At 72.1% G+C, this 15,428-nt stretch carries 18 protein-coding genes; 3 read left to right on the forward strand and 15 right to left on the reverse strand.

Annotated features, from left to right (window positions below; all coding sequences use genetic code 11):
* Window positions 1–53 precede the first annotated feature (53 nt).
* The gene (locus tag ACSGDB_RS02850; protein ID WP_434992694.1) at window positions 54–1,232 is read left to right on the forward strand and encodes a heparan-alpha-glucosaminide N-acetyltransferase domain-containing protein; all 1,179 of its coding nucleotides are present in this window, start codon (window positions 54–56) and stop codon (window positions 1,230–1,232) included.
* 8 nt (window positions 1,233–1,240) lie between these two features.
* Here the strand turns inward: ACSGDB_RS02850 and ACSGDB_RS02855 are convergent, their stop codons facing one another.
* From ACSGDB_RS02855 to ACSGDB_RS02880, 6 genes are read right to left on the reverse strand one after another with little or no spacing between them, the layout of a single operon-like run.
* Window positions 1,241–1,720 carry a hypothetical protein gene (locus tag ACSGDB_RS02855; RefSeq protein WP_434992939.1) on the reverse strand — a complete coding sequence of 160 codons (480 nt, stop codon included), beginning with the start codon at window positions 1,718–1,720 and terminating at the stop codon, window positions 1,241–1,243.
* A 17-nt stretch (window positions 1,721–1,737) separates the two neighbouring features.
* The gene (dapB, locus tag ACSGDB_RS02860) at window positions 1,738–2,511 is read right to left on the reverse strand and encodes a 4-hydroxy-tetrahydrodipicolinate reductase (protein ID WP_434992696.1); all 774 of its coding nucleotides are present in this window, start codon (window positions 2,509–2,511) and stop codon (window positions 1,738–1,740) included.
* A 10-nt stretch (window positions 2,512–2,521) separates the two neighbouring features.
* Entirely contained in the window at window positions 2,522–2,959 is a 438-nt protein-coding gene (locus tag ACSGDB_RS02865; RefSeq protein ID WP_434992697.1) for a molybdenum cofactor biosynthesis protein MoaE, read from the reverse strand.
* Window positions 2,946–3,431 (reverse strand): MogA/MoaB family molybdenum cofactor biosynthesis protein, encoded by a 486-nt coding sequence (locus ACSGDB_RS02870; protein ID WP_434992698.1) that lies wholly within the window; start codon window positions 3,429–3,431, stop codon window positions 2,946–2,948. Before ACSGDB_RS02870 ends, ACSGDB_RS02865 begins: the two co-directional genes overlap by 14 nt.
* Window positions 3,428–3,913, reverse strand: a complete 486-nt coding sequence (moaC, locus tag ACSGDB_RS02875) for a cyclic pyranopterin monophosphate synthase MoaC (RefSeq protein ID WP_434992701.1) — start codon at window positions 3,911–3,913, stop codon at window positions 3,428–3,430. Before moaC ends, ACSGDB_RS02870 begins: the two co-directional genes overlap by 4 nt.
* The gene (locus tag ACSGDB_RS02880) at window positions 3,910–5,223 is read right to left on the reverse strand and encodes a molybdopterin molybdotransferase MoeA (RefSeq protein ID WP_434992704.1); all 1,314 of its coding nucleotides are present in this window, start codon (window positions 5,221–5,223) and stop codon (window positions 3,910–3,912) included. Before ACSGDB_RS02880 ends, moaC begins: the two co-directional genes overlap by 4 nt.
* A gap of 178 nt (window positions 5,224–5,401) precedes the next feature.
* On the opposite strand from ACSGDB_RS02880, the gene moaA reads away from it, so the two are divergent.
* Both moaA and ACSGDB_RS02890 read left to right on the forward strand, forming a co-directional pair.
* Window positions 5,402–6,472, forward strand: a complete 1,071-nt coding sequence (gene moaA, locus ACSGDB_RS02885) for a GTP 3',8-cyclase MoaA (RefSeq protein WP_434992706.1) — start codon at window positions 5,402–5,404, stop codon at window positions 6,470–6,472.
* 1 nt (window position 6,473) lies between these two features.
* On the forward strand, window positions 6,474–6,725 hold the full coding sequence (locus tag ACSGDB_RS02890; RefSeq protein WP_434992940.1) for a MoaD/ThiS family protein: 252 nt from the start codon (window positions 6,474–6,476) through the stop codon (window positions 6,723–6,725).
* Here the strand turns inward: ACSGDB_RS02890 and ACSGDB_RS02895 are convergent.
* From ACSGDB_RS02895 to rpsO, 9 genes are all read right to left on the reverse strand, one after another.
* A complete protein-coding gene (locus ACSGDB_RS02895; RefSeq protein ID WP_434992708.1) occupies window positions 6,722–7,063 on the reverse strand; it encodes a hypothetical protein in 342 nt (113 codons plus the stop codon). The genes ACSGDB_RS02890 and ACSGDB_RS02895 overlap by 4 nt on opposite strands.
* A 14-nt stretch (window positions 7,064–7,077) precedes the next feature.
* Complete coding sequence (locus tag ACSGDB_RS02900; RefSeq protein WP_434992709.1) at window positions 7,078–8,595, reverse strand: CHAD domain-containing protein; 1,518 nt, start codon at window positions 8,593–8,595, stop codon at window positions 7,078–7,080.
* Window positions 8,596–8,672: 77 nt separating this feature from the next.
* Entirely contained in the window at window positions 8,673–9,062 is a 390-nt protein-coding gene (locus tag ACSGDB_RS02905; RefSeq protein ID WP_434992711.1) for a DUF7793 family protein, read from the reverse strand.
* Window positions 9,063–9,123: 61 nt separating this feature from the next.
* Entirely contained in the window at window positions 9,124–9,615 is a 492-nt protein-coding gene (locus tag ACSGDB_RS02910) for a DUF7793 family protein (RefSeq protein WP_434992713.1), read from the reverse strand.
* Between the two features lie 123 nt (window positions 9,616–9,738).
* Window positions 9,739–10,377: a vitamin K epoxide reductase family protein gene (locus ACSGDB_RS02915; protein WP_434992715.1), complete on the reverse strand. Its 639-nt coding sequence runs from the start codon at window positions 10,375–10,377 to the stop codon at window positions 9,739–9,741.
* 5 nt (window positions 10,378–10,382) lie between these two features.
* The gene (locus ACSGDB_RS02920) at window positions 10,383–11,075 is read right to left on the reverse strand and encodes a DsbA family protein (RefSeq protein ID WP_434992716.1); all 693 of its coding nucleotides are present in this window, start codon (window positions 11,073–11,075) and stop codon (window positions 10,383–10,385) included.
* 2 nt (window positions 11,076–11,077) lie between these two features.
* Window positions 11,078–12,463: a M16 family metallopeptidase gene (locus ACSGDB_RS02925; protein WP_434992717.1), complete on the reverse strand. Its 1,386-nt coding sequence runs from the start codon at window positions 12,461–12,463 to the stop codon at window positions 11,078–11,080.
* 106 nt (window positions 12,464–12,569) lie between these two features.
* A complete protein-coding gene (locus ACSGDB_RS02930) occupies window positions 12,570–14,822 on the reverse strand; it encodes a polyribonucleotide nucleotidyltransferase (protein ID WP_434992941.1) in 2,253 nt (750 codons plus the stop codon).
* A 246-nt stretch (window positions 14,823–15,068) separates the two neighbouring features.
* Complete coding sequence (gene rpsO, locus ACSGDB_RS02935) at window positions 15,069–15,338, reverse strand: 30S ribosomal protein S15 (RefSeq protein WP_043447493.1); 270 nt, start codon at window positions 15,336–15,338, stop codon at window positions 15,069–15,071.
* Between the last annotated feature and the right edge of the window lie 90 nt (window positions 15,339–15,428).

Genomic DNA, 15,428 nt, shown 5'->3' on the forward strand with positions numbered 1-15,428 from the left:
GGCCGGATGTCACCGCACGCAGGCGGCGGAGCCGCCTGTGGGACCATGGCTGGATGCACACGACGTCCGCGCGCCGCCTGACCGGGATCGACGCGGCGCGCGGCCTGGCCCTCTTCGGCATGATGAGCACCCACGTCCTGCCCCTGTACGCCCCGGGCTCCACGGAGGCCACGTGGACCGCCCTGCTCTTCTCGGGCCGCGCGTCCGGCCTGTTCGCCGTCGTCGCGGGCATCGGCCTGGCCCTGCTGACGGGAGGGCGCTCCCCGCACCGCGAGCGGACGCTCTCCGCCGACCGCACGGGCATCGCCGTGCGCGCGGTCGTGATCGCCCTGATCGGGTTCGTCCTCGGCGGCGTCGAGACGAACATCGCCATCATCCTCGTCCACTACGGCGTGCTGTTCCTCCTCGCCCTGCCGTTCGTGGGCCTGCGGCTGCGGGTGCTCGCCGCGTGGACGGCCGGCTGGCTGCTGCTCGCCCCGGTGGCCGCGTATCTGCTGCGACCGCTCATGAGCGCGGCCGTGGATCCGCCGTCCGTGGGCGGCAACCCGGTGTTCGAGCACGTCCTCGAGCCGGCGACCCTCGGGGCGGACCTCTTCCTCACCGGGTACTACCCGGTGCTGCAGTGGCTCGGCTTCGTCCTCGTGGGCCTCCTGATCGGACGGCTGGATCTGTCCCGGCTCGGCGTGCAGCTGGGGCTCCTCGCCGCGGGCGTGCTCGCCGCAGCCGGGGCGAGGCTGCTCAGTGCGCAGCTCCTCGGGCCGGCCGGCGGCCTCACCGCCCTCCGGGAGACCCCGGACGGCAGCCGCTACCCGCTGGAGGCGATGCTCGACGTCGGGCTCGGCGGCGTGGACCAGTCGGGCTCGTGGTGGTGGCTCGCGGTCAGCGCACCCCATTCGGGGACGACGCCCGACCTCGTGCACGTGGCCGGGTCCGCTGCCGCCGTGGTCGCCGTCTGCCTCCTGCTCACGCGCCGCTTCCCGCAGGCGCTGCTGCCGCTCTCGGCGCCGGGGGCCATGACCCTGACCCTGTACGCGCTCCACATCTGCGTCATGAGCTGGGCGGACGAGCTGGCCCCGCTGCCGGACCCGCTCGTGCTCTTCTGGCTGCAGGTCGCCGCCGCCGTGGCGATCGGCGTCCTGTTCCAGCGCCTGCACTCCCGTGGTCCCCTGGAACTGCTCGCCTCCGGCGCGGCGAACGCGGCGCGCGACGGACGCGCCGAGGCGCGGCGCTGACGGGCGCACTAGCCGGTGGCGCCCGCTCCGTGCTGCCGGTACAGCTTCGCGGCGTCGCGCATCGCCCGTCGGGCGCGCTTGCGGTCGCCTGCGGCGTCGTACGCGCAGGAGAGCCTGAACCAGCTCCGCCAGTTCTCCGGGTCCGCCTCGACCTCGGCCTGGAACGCGGGGAAGGCGGCGTCGGCCGCCGACCGCACGATCCGCCCGGCCGGGGTCCTCGGAAGGTCGTCGACGGGCAGTCCGCCCTCGGCGTCGAGGCGGCGGGCCATCTGCTCGGTCCGGGCGCCGAAGAGCAGTTCCCTGACCAGGGCCCAGGCACCGATGCACGGCAGCAGCAGGTACCCCGCGCCCAGGGCCTTGGCCACGGGGTCGGGGTCGCCGAGGAGCAGGAAGCTGCGCTGGAAGGCGACCACGAGCCAGAAGACGAGGAGCGCGGTGACGAGGAGTACGCCGGCCTTGACCCCGTGCCGCCGGTAGAACCCGCGCACCGGGTTCGTCGGCGTGGTCACGACGCCGTCCCGCCCGTCTGCAGGTCCAGGTAGCCGTCGAGTCCGACGGTCAGCCCGGGATGCCCGGCCACCGAGCGGATGCCGAGGAGGACGCCGGGCATGAACGAGGCACGGTCGAACGAGTCGTGGCGGATGGTCAGCTGTTCCCCCGTGCTGCCGAGCAAGACCTCCTGGTGGGCCGTCAGCCCGCGGAGCCGCACGGAGTGCACGGGGACGCCGTCCACGCGCGCGCCGCGTGCGCCGTCGAGCTGGTCCCGTGTCGCGTCCGGGGCCTCGGGGACGCCCGCGGCGGTCCGCGCCGCCGCGACGAGCTGGGCGGTCCGCACGGCGGTGCCGGAGGGGGCGTCGACCTTGTCCGGGTGGTGGAGTTCCACGATCTCGACGGAGTCGAAGTAGCGTGCCGCGGCGGCGGCGAACGCCGTGGCGAGCACGGACCCGAGCGCGAAGTTCGGGGCGATCAGCACGCCCGTGGACGGCGTGGACGCCAGGAGGGACTCCAGGTGGGCCAGGCGTTCGGCGGTCCACCCCGTGGTCCCGACGACGGCGTGCATGCCGTGCTCGACGGCGAAGCCGACGTTCCCGACGGTCGCCCCGGGGACGGTCAGGTCGACGACGACGCGGGCACCGGCGGAGACGAGCGAGTCGAGGGGATCGCTGCTGCCGAGGGCCGCGACGAGCTCGAGGTCCTCCGCCGCCTCGATGGCGCGGACGGCCTCGGCCCCCATGCGGCCCTTGGCACCCAGCACGGCCACCGGCATCAGTTCGGTCATGTCCTCCAGCCTACTGTTCCGTCCCTGCCCCGACCCATTCCACGCTGCCGTCCGCGAAGAACTGCTCCTTCCAGATGGGGACGCGCTCCTTCACGAGGTCCACGAGGTCCGAGCAGGCACGGAACGCCTCGCCGCGGTGCGCGGCACCGACGGCCGCGACGAGCGCCTGGTCCCCGATCGCGAGGGGTCCGACCCGGTGCGCCACCCAGATCCGGATGCCGTCGTGCCGCGCGGCGATCTCCTCGGCGACCTCCCGGATGACGCGCTCGGCGCTCGGGTGCGCCGAGTAGCTCAGCGAGCTCACGTCCCGGCCGCCGTCGTGGTCCCTCACCACGCCGCTGAAGCCCACCACGGCCCCGCAGTGCGGGGAGTCGACGCCGGCGTGCGCCTCCTCGGGGGTGATCGGGGTGTCGGCGACGGCGGCGTGCACGACTTCACCGGTGGTCATGGTGGCCCTCCAGCTGGGAGCAGATGTGGTCGATGAGCGGGGCGAGGACGGCGAGGCCGTCCCGGACTCCCCCGGGCGATCCGGGCAGGTTGACGACGAACGTCGTGCCCGCAGCGCCCGCCAGCCCGCGGCTGAGGACGGCCGTCGGGACGGCATCGGCGCCGGCGCGGCGGATGGCCTCCATCACGCCGGGCAGGCTGCGCGTCAGGTACGGCGCGGTCTGTTCGGGCGTGGCGTCGTCGGGGCTGAGCCCCGTGCCCCCGCTCGTGATGAGCACCGCGGGGCGGGCCTCCAGTGCCGCGCCGATCGCGGTCCCCACGGCGTCGCCGTCGGGCACCACGACGGCGTCGGCGACGGCGTAGCCGTGGTCGTAGAGCCAGCGGGCGATGGCGGGGCCGCACTCGTCCTCGTAGGTGCCGGCGGCGGCGCGCGTGGAGGCGATGACGACGGCGGCGGTGCGCAGGGGTGTCATACGGCCCAGTCCCCGCTCTTGCCGCCGGACTTCGAGAGCACGCGCGTGCCCGTGATGACGGCGTGCTTGTCGACCGCCTTGATCATGTCGTAGAGGGTCAGCGCGGCGACGGACGCCGCCGTGAGGGCCTCCATCTCGACGCCGGTGAGCGAGGTGGTCCTCACGAGCACGACCACCCGCACCCGGCCGCCGTCGGGCTCGAAGTCGACGGTCACCTTCGACAGCGGCAGCGGGTGGCACAGCGGGATCAGGGTGGAGGTCTGCTTGGCCGCCATGATGCCGGCGACGCGGGCGACGGCGAGGGCGTCACCCTTCGGGAGGCTGCCGTCGGTGATGAGCGCGACGACGTCGGGCGTGGTCTCGAGGGTCGCCTCGGCGACGGCCTGGCGGGCGGTCGCCTGCTTGCCGGAGACGTCGACCATGTGGGCGGTGCCGTCGGCCCGGACGTGGGAGAGCCCCGAGGGAGGGGGTGGAGTGCTCATGGGAGAGTCCTTTCTGCGGAGTCCATTCCACCAGATCCTGCCCGCTCCCCGGTGATCGGTGCCGCGGGTGCCACCGGGTCCGTCGGGACGGGACCGATGAGCGTGACCTCGACGCGACTCCCCGAGGCGAGCGAGGCGACGCCCTCGGGCAGGTGCACGAGGCAGTTCGCGGCGGCCAGCGCATGCAGCAGGTGGGATCCGGGGCCGCCGACGAGCGTCACCCTCCCGTCGCGGTAGACGCCGCGGCGTACCTGGTGCTTCGCGGGAGGACTGTCGACTCCCTCGGCGAGGACCGCCTCCAGCACGGGGCGGGGCGCCGGGACCCCGGTGATCCGGTGCAGGGCCGGCCGCAGGAACATCTCGAAGGAGACGATCGCGCTCACGGGGTTGCCGGGGAACCCGAGGAACGGGACGCCGGAGATGGTGCCGTGCGCCTGCGGGCCGCCGGGCTGCAGGGCCACGGAGGAGAACTCCACGCGGCTCGCCGCCAGGGCCTGCTTCACCACCTCGTAGGCGCCCTGGCTGATGCCCCCGGTGCTCAGGACGAGGTCGGTGCTGCCCTCGGTGATGGCGGCGAGGGCCTGCCGGAGCACGGCGGGATCGTCCCCGAGCAGGCGGTGGCGGGTGACGTCGGCGCCCGCCTCCCGCAGCGCCGCCTCGAGGAGCGTGGTGTTGGCGTCGTAGATCCGTCCCGGTGGGAGGGCGGAGCCGGGCTCGGTCACCTCGTCGCCCGTGGACAGCAGCAGCACGCGGAAGCGCGGCGCCACCCGGACCCGGTCCGCGCCGCAGGCGGCGAGGAGCCCGAGTTGGGCGGCACCGAGCAGTGTCCCGGCCTGCAGCGCGATATCGCCCGCGGTGATGTCGCTTCCCGCGCGCCGCACGAACTGCCCGGCGTCGACGTCTCCGGGGAGCCGCACCGTCACGCTTTCGTCCGCCCGGTCGGCTGCGGAGTAGAACCGGTCCGGGTCCGCCCGCTCGATGGGCACGACGGCGGCGGCCCCGTCCGGCAGCATGGCCCCGGTCATGATCGGGGCCGCCGTCCCCGGCTGGAGCGGCGGCGGTACCGTGCCCGCCGGGATGGGGTCGGCCACCGTCAGCGTGGCCGCCCCCGGAAGGTCCGCGGCGTGGACGGCGTACCCGTCCATCTGCGAGTTGTCGAACGGCGGGAGGCTCACGGGCGCGCGCACGTCCTCCGCCAGTGCCCGGCCGAGGGCGTCGCGGAGGGCGAGGACCTCGGGGGGCGCAGGGTGGTACCCGGTGCGCAGCAGCCCGGCCACGGCGGCCTGGTGTTCGGCGACGGTACGTCTCATGGTTGCCTTCCGCACGCTGGTGCCGCGGCCGCGCGGCGGGCGTGGCCTGGGTCACCGAGAACGTTACCGTGTGGAATCCGGCGTCGGGGGCTGCGGCGTCGCGCCCCCGACCGCAACCCCGCGCGCCGGCGCGCTCCCCCGGTAGGTCGGAGCCGACGGAGGGCGTAGCCTCGTCTGCATGGGAATCCAACTGGGAATGCCGCGCACCGCCCGCGCGGGCGCGATCGAGGGCCTTCTGGACACCCACGGCAGGCAGGCGACGGACATGCGGCTGTCGCTCACGGACAAGTGCAACCTGCGGTGCACGTACTGCATGCCCGCGGAGGGCCTCAACTGGCTGCAGAAGGACCAGGTCCTGTCCCGCCAGGAGATCGTCCGGCTCGTCCGGATCGGCGTCGATCTGCTCGGCATCCGTGAGCTGCGCCTGACGGGTGGGGAGCCCCTCGTCCGGGCCGACCTGCTCGACATCATCCGGGACATCCGCGCCGACCACGCGGACCTGCCGATCTCGATGACGACCAACGCCCTGGGCCTGGACCGCCGTGCGGCGCAGTTGAAGGACGCGGGGCTCACGCGCATCAACGTCTCCATGGACTCCCTGCACCCCGAGACCTTCGCCCGCCTGACGCGTCGCCCGTTCCTGGACCGGGTGCTCCGCGGCATCGAGGCGGCCGCCGACGCCGGACTGGGCCTCGTGAAGATCAACGCCGTGCTGATGCGCGGCATCAACGACCACGAGGCGCCCGATCTCGTGGAATGGGCGGTCTCCCGCGGCTTCGAACTGCGCTTCATCGAGCAGATGCCCCTCGACGCCGACCACGGGTGGACGAAGGAGGGCATGGTGACCGCCGCGGAGATGCGCGCGCTGGTCGAGACCCGCTTCGTCCTCACCCCCGACCCCCGGAATCGGGACGGCGCTCCCGCCGAACGGTGGGAGGTCCGCGCGAAGGCGGCGCCCGACGTCGTCCTCGGGACCGTCGGCATCATCGCGTCGGTCACGGAGCCGTTCTGCGCCGACTGCCGGCGGACGCGGGTGACGGCCGAGGGCAAGATCATGAGCTGCCTGTTCTCCCGCGAGGAGACGGACCTGCGCGACCTCCTGCGATCGGACGCGGACGACGAGGCCGTGGCCCAGCGGTGGCGTGATGCCATGTGGCTCAAGCCGCGGGCGCACGGCATGAGCCATACGGGGCTCGGCGCCGACGACTTCGTCCAGCCCGACCGGTCGATGAGCGCCATCGGTGGCTGAGGTGCTGGTGAGATATTTCGGTGCGGCGAAGGCCGCCACCGGTGTCGGGGAGGAACGGCTGGCCGGGAATCGGACGCTCCGGGCCGTGCTCGACGAACTGCGCGCACGCCCGGCCTCCCCCGGCGCTCCGTCGCTGGCGGTGGTCCTCGACCGCAGCAGCTTCCTGCTCAACGAGGTCGCACTGCGCGACACCGCGACCGTCCTGGCCGACGACGACGTGCTCGACGTCCTGCCGCCCTTTGCCGGGGGCTAGGGGGCGGCGGATCCCTCGACCAGCGCCGGGCCCTCGTCCGCGTCGCCCGACGCCGCGCCGGGCGGCGGACGCCGTTCCTCCTGCATCCTGTCGATGGTGACGCGATACCAGTAGATGGCCTTGCGGTCGTGGCTCAGGTCCACCGGGTGCCCCTGGTGGTAGCTCGTGCCGCACGTCTCCTCGCCCCAGACCTCGACGTGGACGACCCGCTCGCGGGCGGCGAGCCCGCGCTCCTCGACGGCCCTCTGCGCGTAGCGCATCAGCATCAGGCCCTCGATGTAGCCGGCTCCCGCTGCGCGCAGGAAGCTGACCGTCTCGTGCCGCGGGTAGCTCGTCATGGCGGACACCGTCCCTACTTCGTGCCGAACATCGGGGGGAAGTACTTCCATTCGCGGCGGAACCGCTTCTCGGCCCGCAGGGCGGCGACCTGTTCCAGGGCGTGCAGCCGGCCGTAGGTGAAGCCGTTCTCGCCCTGCTCAGTGGCCACGGCGCCCAGACGGCGCAGCATGTCACGGGTCACGACGCTGTCCTGGTGCTCGCCGAGGATCTTCTGGATCCCCAGGGCCGCGTCGGCCACGCGTGCGATCTTCTTCCGGCCGAGCGGCGCCGCGGCCTCCGCCGCATAGCGCAGCCGCTTCGCCTCCTTGCGCGCCTGGTGGAGGGCGGGGTGGTCGCCCAGGCCGGCCGGGTGGTGCCTGGCCTCGTGGACCGCCGAGCGCAGTCGCCGCATGTCGTGGTCGAGGAGATCCGGGATCACCCTGGCCGCCGGCTCGGCAGCACGCGCGGTCAGGGCCGGCGCTGCGAGCAGCGACCCGAAGGCGTCGACCAGCCGGAAGTAGCGCCTGCCGTCCAGCGCCTTGAGGGCGCGGGCGTGGGCCTTCCGGTAGTCGCCCCCGAGTTCCAGGTCCACCCTGCGCGCGACCGGTCCCAGCAGGAGTTCGACCGGCTCCCCGGCCAGCATCTGGTCGAGCCGCGCGTGCATGACCTCCGCGTCCCGTGCCCTGCCCAGGACGCCGGCGAGCCATTTCAGTTCCTCGCGCAGCAGCCGGACGGCGTCGGCGTCCTCCAGCAGGGACCGGTAGGTGCCCAGGACGGACCGCGCGCGCCGGGTGGCGACCCGCATGCGGTGGACCGCGTCGGGCGCGTCCTGGCGGACCTGGGGGTCCTGCTGCTCGAGCACGGTCAGCTGCTCGTGGAGATAGGCGAGGAGGACGTCCCCGGCCGGACCGTCCGGCGTCGGCGTGGGGCGCCGGCCCACGCCGGGGAGCAGCGGCCCGAGGCTCCGCTCCAGCTTGGACCCGTGGACGGCGGGGCGTGCCCCGGCCGCCACGATCCGGGCCCGTGCGGCGTCGAGCAGGTCCCTGGTCCCGTCGACGAGTTCGATCTCCCATTCCCGCCAGCGCAGGCCGGACCCCCCGGGACGCAGCACCTCCGCCTCCACGCGGTCGTCCGAGACGTCGGCGAGGACGTCGTCCCCCGTGCCGTGGAGGCGGTGCACCGTGCGTCGCGTCGTCAGCCGCGCGACCGGGACCAGCGCCCTGTCCCTGGTGTGCACCCTGACGAGATCCAGCAGCGACGCGGGGACGCCGTCGGCCTTCCTGCCCGGCGGCTCGCGGTGCTCCTGGCGTTCGTCGGGAGCGACGGGGATCTTCAGGTGCCAGCCGGCGTCCTCTCCCCCGGTCCGCCGTCGGACGGTGATGCCCCGCGAGGCGAGGCGGAAGTCCTCGGTGTCGAAGTACAGGGCCTCGAGCCGGTGCTCGACCGGCTGGTCCACCGTCCCGACCCCTGGGAGGTCGTGCAGCACGGGGACGGCGGCGTCGTCGTCGACGTCGAACTTCCGCTCGATCTCGACCGCAGAATCGGGAGACATAGGGCACTGTATACCCGCACCCCGGACGGCGTCAGCAGGCCGAAAGCCCGTAATCCCAGGCGACTCCGCCGGGTGTGTCAGGTCGCGTGGGGGCAGTCCGTGAGCCAGTGGAGGGCGGAGGTGCGGTGCGGGAAGTACCGGGTCGGATACGGCGGATCGTGGACCTCGGCGAAGAACGACGCGAGGGCCCGGTCGACGGCGGTCGGCCCCACGATCGCCATCGCTGCGATGTTGAGCTCACGGGCGAACCGGAGCAGGGCAGTCCGGCTGAGGGTCACCATGCCGTTGAGCTCGACCAGCATCGGCGGGCACACGCCCCCGCCGATCGCGTCGGCCCGCTCCACGAGGGCACCGGCGTCCGTATCCCCCACACTCGTGCCGGCGAGCCACTCCACCCACAGGACGCCGTCCCGCAGCGTCGCCGTGAAGGCCTCGTCCGCCACCCGAGGGTCCCCGTCGATCACCATCGCTTCCCCTCCGTCACGCGCGTCGGCCTCCGGTCGCACACTATCGGGGTCGCCGGCGCCGCTAGGGGAGGCGGGACGACGGGTCGGGGAGATGACCGGCCAGCCAGGCCAGCGCCGCATCCGCGTCGGTGAAGAAACGGACCTCGTGCACCGCCTGCTGCACGGATGCGGCGATCACCCGGTCCACGGGGGTGGCGCCGAGCATCGCGGCCGCCAGGACCATCAGGTCGGACCCGTAGGCGGCCCGGGCACCGGCCGTGATGATCGTGATGTGGCGCATGTCCACCAGGACCGCGTACGGGACGTGGCCGACCAGTTCGAGGCTCTGCCGGAGGACGTCCCTGGCGTCGGCCTCCCCCACCTCGGTCTCCGGTGCCCAGCTCAGGCGGAGCAGGGCCGGGCGGAGCAGCGTGAGCGTCGCCCGGCCCCCGGCCGCGGACCTCTGCACCGCCCGCGGGTGGCCGGGTGCCGGCACCGTGCCCTGAGCCGGGCGCGCTGCCTGCTCGATCGCTCGATCGTCGATACGTATCAGCTCCCCGGCCGCAGTGGTCATCAGGGTCCCATCCTACGAACCCGCGGGGCCTCCGGCGGCGTGCGCGCCCGCAGCTTATCCGCAGGTTGTCCGCACGTCCGGGACCGGCCGGGTCCGCGCCGTCACGGGAGGTCCCGCACCCCCTCAGGTGAACACGTGGGGGAAGCGGAGGAACACCGAGGCGGCGACGGCGATCCAGGTCAGCACGATGATCGGACCTACCCACGCGGCGAGGGTGCGCGTGGCGACGGCGGGCGCGGGGATGACCCCGTGGACCAGGTTGCGCACCGTCGTGAGGACGATCAGGGGGATCATCGCCGCCCACACGACCATGCAGTAGAGGCACAGGATGTAGATGTCGAAGAGTGCCTGGCTCCACAGCCAGGCCGCGAACACCGCGCCGAGGGTGAGGCCCGCCTGCAGGCCGGCCCAGTACCAGCGGCTGAACCGGGCTCCGGCGAGCAGGGCCATGCCGGTGGTGATGACGACGGTGAAGCCCACGAGCCCGATGAAGGGGTTGGGGAAGCCGAAGAGCTCGGACTGCCAGGTCTGCATGACCTGCCCGCAGGACACCCACGGGTTGATGTCGCAGCTGGTGACGTGGTCGGGGTTCCGGTAGAGCTCGAGCTTCTCGAGGATCAGGATGCCGGCGGCACCCCAGCCGATGGCCCCGGTGACGACGAGCATCAGGCCGAACGGGATCCGGCGCGCGAACCCGGGCAGGGCTGCGTCGTCGGGCCGCGGTGACGACACGCGACCCCGGTCGCCGGTGGGATGCGCCATGGTGCTCAGTCCCCGATGGCGGTCTCGATGAGGCTCCGGAACTCCTCGATCGTGGCCGGCTGGATCTTCCGTCCCTCGAGGAAGAACGTCGGGGTGCCCTGCACGTCCAGGGCCATGCCGTCGGCCTTGTCGGCCTCGATCCGCTCCATGGTGGCCGGGTCGGCGATCGCGGCGTCGTAGGCGGCCATGTCCAGCCCGAGGTCCTCCGCGTAGCCCCTGAAGACCGGTGACCGGTCCTCGTTGGTGTGGCTCCACTCGGGCTGCGTCTCGTACATGCGCGCGTGCATGTCCTTGAACCGGCCCTGCCGGGCGGCGGCCTCGACGGCCGCGGCCGCTGTCTCGGAGTTGGGGTGGCCCGGCAGCGGGAAGTACCGGGAGACGACCGTCAGGTTCTTCCCGTACTCCTCGGCGAGGTCCTCCACCACCGGGTACGCGGCCAGGCAGGATTCGCATTCGAAGTCGAGGAACTCGACCAGCACGGCCTTCTCGTCCGGCGCCTGGGACAGGCGGTGGCTGTCCTCCCTGACGACCTCGGCCGCGGCCGTCGTCCCGTCGGTGCGGTCCTCGTCCCCGCCGAGCGCATTGGAGAGGAGCAGCAGACCGACCACGGCGGCAGCCGCCGCGAGGAGGCCGATCGCGATCCGGTTCGGCAGGCTCAGGGCCTTCTTCGCGTCAGGCGTCGCAGTGGGAGCGGGCATCATCATGCCTGCCAGGAGCCCTGGGCGGCGAGGTCCGCTTCCGAGTCGAACGGTCCGACGACGACCGTGGTGCGCGGCGCTGCGGCGAGCTCCCGCGCCAGGGCCTGGACGTCCTCGGCGGTGACGGACCGGATGCGGTGGAGGGAGGTGTCCATGTCGACGAACTCGCCCGAGACGAGTTCCGACCGGCCGAGCCGCGACATGCGGGAGCTGCTGTCCTCGAGCGCCATGACCAGTCCGCCCGAGAGCTGCCCGACCGCCTTGCGGAGCTCCTCGGCGTCGATGCCGTCGGCGGCGAGCCGGTCCAGTTCGGCGCCGAGCAGGTCGATGACCTGGGCCGTCTTGGCCGGCGAGCATCCGGCGTACATGCCGAAGTACCCCGCGTCGGCGTAGGCGGCCGAGAACGAGTAGGTGGAGTAGACCAGCCCGCGCTTCTCGCGGATCTCCTGGAACAGGCGCGACGACATGCCCCCGCCCAGGACTGCGTTCAGGACACTCATCGCGAACCTGCGCTCGTCCGTCGCCGTGAGCGAGGGGCAGCCGATCAGGATGTTCGACTGCTCGACGGCGCGGCGGATCACGTGCACGCCCGTCGCCCCCTGGACGGCGGCCTCGGTAGTCCGGCGGCGCGGGACGGGCAGGGCGCCCTCCTCGAGGGTCCACCCGGCGGTCTCCAGCGCGTCCTGGACGAGACGGCAGACGACGTCGTGGTCCAGTCCGCCCGCGGCCGTGACGACCAGTTCGGCCGGTGTGTAGTAGCGGCGGTAGTGCGCGAGCACGGAGTCGCGCGGCACGGCGCGGATCGCTTCGGGCGTCCCGCCGATGGGCCGGCCGAGGGGGTGCTCCCCCAGCACCAGTTTGACGAACCGCTCGTGCGCGACGTCCGCGGGATCGTCGCTGTCCATCGCGATCTCCTCGAGGATCACGTCCCGCTCCTGCTCGAGCTCCTCCGGGTCGAGCACGGCGGAGGTGACCATGTCCGCGATGACGTCGATGGCCATCGGCAGGTCGGTGTCGAGGACCCGCGCGTAGTAGCAGGTGTTCTCCTTCGCGGTGGCGGCGTTGGATTCGCCGCCCACCTCGTCGAAGGCGGAGGCGATGTCCATGGCGCTCCGGCGCGCGGTGCCCTTGAACAGCAGGTGTTCGAGGAAGTGGGTGGAGCCGTGCTGGCCGTCGGCCTCGTCGCGGGATCCGACGCCCACCCAGAAGCCGATCGTCGCTGACCGCTGGCCCGGCATCGCCTCGGTGAGCACACGGACGCCGCCGGGCAGCACGCTGCGCCGCACCACGTTGCCGCCGGGGTCACCGGCGACGAAGGTGGGGTCGGCGCCCTCCCCGCCGGTGGACGTGGGGAGCAGGGGCAGGGACACTACGGAGGACAGGGACATCCTGGACTTTCTGGTCTGTCGGACAACGGCGTACGGCCCCGGCGCCGATCGGATCGATCGGAACGCGCCGGGGCCGTACGGTGCTCGGGAAGAGCGGGGCAAGAGGTCAGTCGTCGCCCTCGGTGGCCTCGGGCAGCTCGATACCGGCGTCCTCGGAGACGTCCTCCGCGACGACGGGCGAGAGCGAGAGCTTTCCGCGGTCGTCGACCTTGGTGATCTCGACCTGGACCTTCTGGCCTACGGAGACGACCTCGTCGACGTTGTCGACGCGCTTCCCGCCGGCGAGCTTCCGCAGCTCGGAGATGTGCAGCAGGCCGTCCTTGCCGGGGGTCAGCGAGACGAAGGCGCCGAAGGTCGTGGTCTTGACGACCGTGCCCAGGTAGCGCTCACCGATCTCGGGGACCTGCGGGTTGGCGATGGCATTGACGGCGGCGCGTGCGGCTTCCGCCGACTCGCCGTTCGTCGCGCCGATCAGCACGGTGCCGTCGTCCTCGATGGAGATGTCCGCCCCGGTGTCCTCCTGGATCTGGTTGATCATCTTGCCCTTGGGGCCGATGACCTCGCCGATCTTGTCCACGGGGATCTTCACCGAGATGATTCGCGGCGCGAACTCGGAGAGCTCGTCCGGGGTGTCGATCGCGGCCTGCAGCACGCCCAGGATGTGCAGGCGCGCCTCGCGGGCCTGCTTCAGGGCGGCGGCGAGCACGGAGGCGGGGATGCCGTCGAGCTTCGTGTCCAGCTGGATGGCCGTGACGAACTCGGACGTTCCGGCGACCTTGAAGTCCATGTCACCGAAGGCGTCCTCCGCACCGAGGATGTCCGTCAGCGCCGCGTAGCGGGTCTGACCGTCGACGACGTCGGAGACGAGGCCCATGGCGATACCGGCGACCGGTGCGCGGAGCGGGACACCGGCGTTGAGCAGCGACAGCGTGGAGGCGCAGACCGAGCCCATCGACGTCGAGCCGTTGGAGCTCAGCGCCTCGGAGACCTGACGGATCGCGTACGGGAACTCCTCGCGGCTCGGCAGGACCGGCACGAGGGCGCGCTCCGCGAGGGCCCCGTGGCCGATCTCGCGGCGCTTCGGCGAACCGACGCGGCCGGTCTCACCGGTGGAGTAGGGCGGGAAGTTGTAGTTGTGCATGTAGCGCTTGCGCGTGACGGGCGACAGCGAGTCGATCTGCTGCTCCATCTTGAGCATGTTCAGCGTGGTGACACCGAGGATCTGGGTCTCGCCGCGCTCGAAGATCGCGGAGCCGTGCACGCGCGGCAGGACCTCGACCTCGGCCGTGAGCTTGCGGATGTCGCTCAGGCCGCGGCCGTCGATGCGGACCTGGTCCTTGAGGATGCGCTGGCGGACGACGGCCTTGGTCAGCGACCGGAACGCTGCGGAGAGTTCCTTCTCGCGTCCCTCGAACTGGGCGCCGAGGGCCTCCACGAGCTCTGCCTTGAGGGCGTCGGACGCGCTCTCGCGCTCCTGCTTGTCGCCGATCTGGAAGACCTGTCCGAGCCTCTCGGCGCCGGCGGACTCGACGGCGGCGTAGACGTCGTCCTGGTAGTCGAGGAAGACGGGGAACTCGACGGTCGGCTTCGCGGCGCGGGCGGCGAGGTCGGCCTGCGCCTCGCACAGCGCGCGGATGAAGGGCTTGGCGGCCTCGAGGCCGTCCGCGACGATCTCCTCGGTGGGAGCGGTCGCACCGTTCTCCTTGATGAGGTTCCACGAGTTGTCGGTGGCCTCGGCCTCGACCATCATGATGGCGACGTCGTCGCCGGCGATGCGTCCGGCGACGACCATGTCGAAGACGGAGTTCTCGAGCTCGGAGTGCTTCGGGAAGGCGATCCACTGGTCGGAGCCGCTGCCGTCGGAGACGAGTGCGACGCGGACCCCGCCGATCGGACCCGAGAAGGGCAGGCCGGAGAGCTGCGTGGACATGGACGCCGCGTTGATGGCCACGACGTCGTAGCGGACGTCGGGGTTGATCGCGAGGACGGTGACGACGACCTGGACCTCGTTGCGGAGTCCCTTGACGAAGGCGGGGCGCAGCGGGCGGTCCATGAGGCGGCAGGCGAGGATGGCCTCCGTCGAGGGGCGGCCTTCACGGCGGAAGAACGAGCCCGGGATGCGGCCCGCGGCGTACATGCGCTCTTCGACGTCGACCGTCAGCGGGAAGAAGTCGAAGCCTTCGCGCGGGTGCTTGCCGGCGGTGGTCGCCGAGAGCAGCGCGGTGTCCTCGTCGATGTAGACCATGGCGGAGCCGGCGGCCTGCTGGGCGACGCGACCGGTCTCGAACCGGACGGTGCGTGTTCCGAAGCGACCGTTGTCGATCACTGCTTCGGCGAACTGAATTTCGGGACCCTCCAAGAGAGTCACCTCCGTTTCCTGGTAGGTGGAGGCGGTCGGCACCCGACATGGCTCGTCCCTCGTGGACGGTCCACAGCACCCGGTCTTCGATCGAGATCCACGGAACCGGTGTTCCGGAGATCACTACCGAGGACCGCGAATGCGTGGTGCCGATCGACTCCTGTTATGCGTGGGGTACTTCGGTGCTGTTTCCAGCAAGAAGGCGGCTCCCCCTCGCGTGGAGGGGATGCCGCCTTCCGATGCTACTTATCGACGCAGACCCAGGCGCTCGATGAGCGTCCGGTAGCGCGTGATGTCGGTGTCCCGCAGGTAGTCCAGCAGGCGACGGCGGCGACCGACGAGAAGAAGCAGGCCACGACGCGTGTGGTGGTCGTGCTTGTGCATCTTCAGGTGCTCGGTCAGGTCGAGGATACGGCGGGAAAGCATCGCGATCTGGACCTCGGGCGAACCGGTGTCGCCTTCGGCCAGGGCGTATGCCTTGATGATTTCCTGCTTGATGGCGGCGTCAAGGGCCACGAGTAACTCCTAGAGTTGTACCGTGAACAGGTGCTGAGCATCGTTTGCACGACGACACAGAAAAATCCAGCCACCACGGACTGCAGCCGG

The sequence above is a fragment of the Arthrobacter sp. Ld5 genome (assembly GCF_051172775.1).
Lineage (GTDB): Bacteria > Actinomycetota > Actinomycetes > Actinomycetales > Micrococcaceae > Arthrobacter_D.

Coding starts and splice junctions, on each gene's coding strand:
- ACSGDB_RS02850 (WP_434992694.1), top strand. CDS start 54: ATGCACACGACGTCCGCGCGCCGCCTGACCGGGATCGACGCGGCGCGC.
- dapB (WP_434992696.1), bottom strand. CDS start 2,511: ATGACCGAACTGATGCCGGTGGCCGTGCTGGGTGCCAAGGGCCGCATG.
- ACSGDB_RS02865 (WP_434992697.1), bottom strand. CDS start 2,959: ATGACCACCGGTGAAGTCGTGCACGCCGCCGTCGCCGACACCCCGATC.
- ACSGDB_RS02870 (WP_434992698.1), bottom strand. CDS start 3,431: ATGACACCCCTGCGCACCGCCGCCGTCGTCATCGCCTCCACGCGCGCC.
- moaC (WP_434992701.1), bottom strand. CDS start 3,913: ATGAGCACTCCACCCCCTCCCTCGGGGCTCTCCCACGTCCGGGCCGAC.
- ACSGDB_RS02880 (WP_434992704.1), bottom strand. CDS start 5,223: ATGAGACGTACCGTCGCCGAACACCAGGCCGCCGTGGCCGGGCTGCTG.
- moaA (WP_434992706.1), top strand. CDS start 5,402: ATGGGAATCCAACTGGGAATGCCGCGCACCGCCCGCGCGGGCGCGATC.
- ACSGDB_RS02895 (WP_434992708.1), bottom strand. CDS start 7,063: ATGACGAGCTACCCGCGGCACGAGACGGTCAGCTTCCTGCGCGCAGCG.
- ACSGDB_RS02900 (WP_434992709.1), bottom strand. CDS start 8,595: ATGTCTCCCGATTCTGCGGTCGAGATCGAGCGGAAGTTCGACGTCGAC.
- ACSGDB_RS02905 (WP_434992711.1), bottom strand. CDS start 9,062: ATGGTGATCGACGGGGACCCTCGGGTGGCGGACGAGGCCTTCACGGCG.
- ACSGDB_RS02910 (WP_434992713.1), bottom strand. CDS start 9,615: ATGACCACTGCGGCCGGGGAGCTGATACGTATCGACGATCGAGCGATC.
- ACSGDB_RS02915 (WP_434992715.1), bottom strand. CDS start 10,377: ATGGCGCATCCCACCGGCGACCGGGGTCGCGTGTCGTCACCGCGGCCC.
- ACSGDB_RS02920 (WP_434992716.1), bottom strand. CDS start 11,075: ATGCCCGCTCCCACTGCGACGCCTGACGCGAAGAAGGCCCTGAGCCTG.
- ACSGDB_RS02925 (WP_434992717.1), bottom strand. CDS start 12,463: ATGTCCCTGTCCTCCGTAGTGTCCCTGCCCCTGCTCCCCACGTCCACC.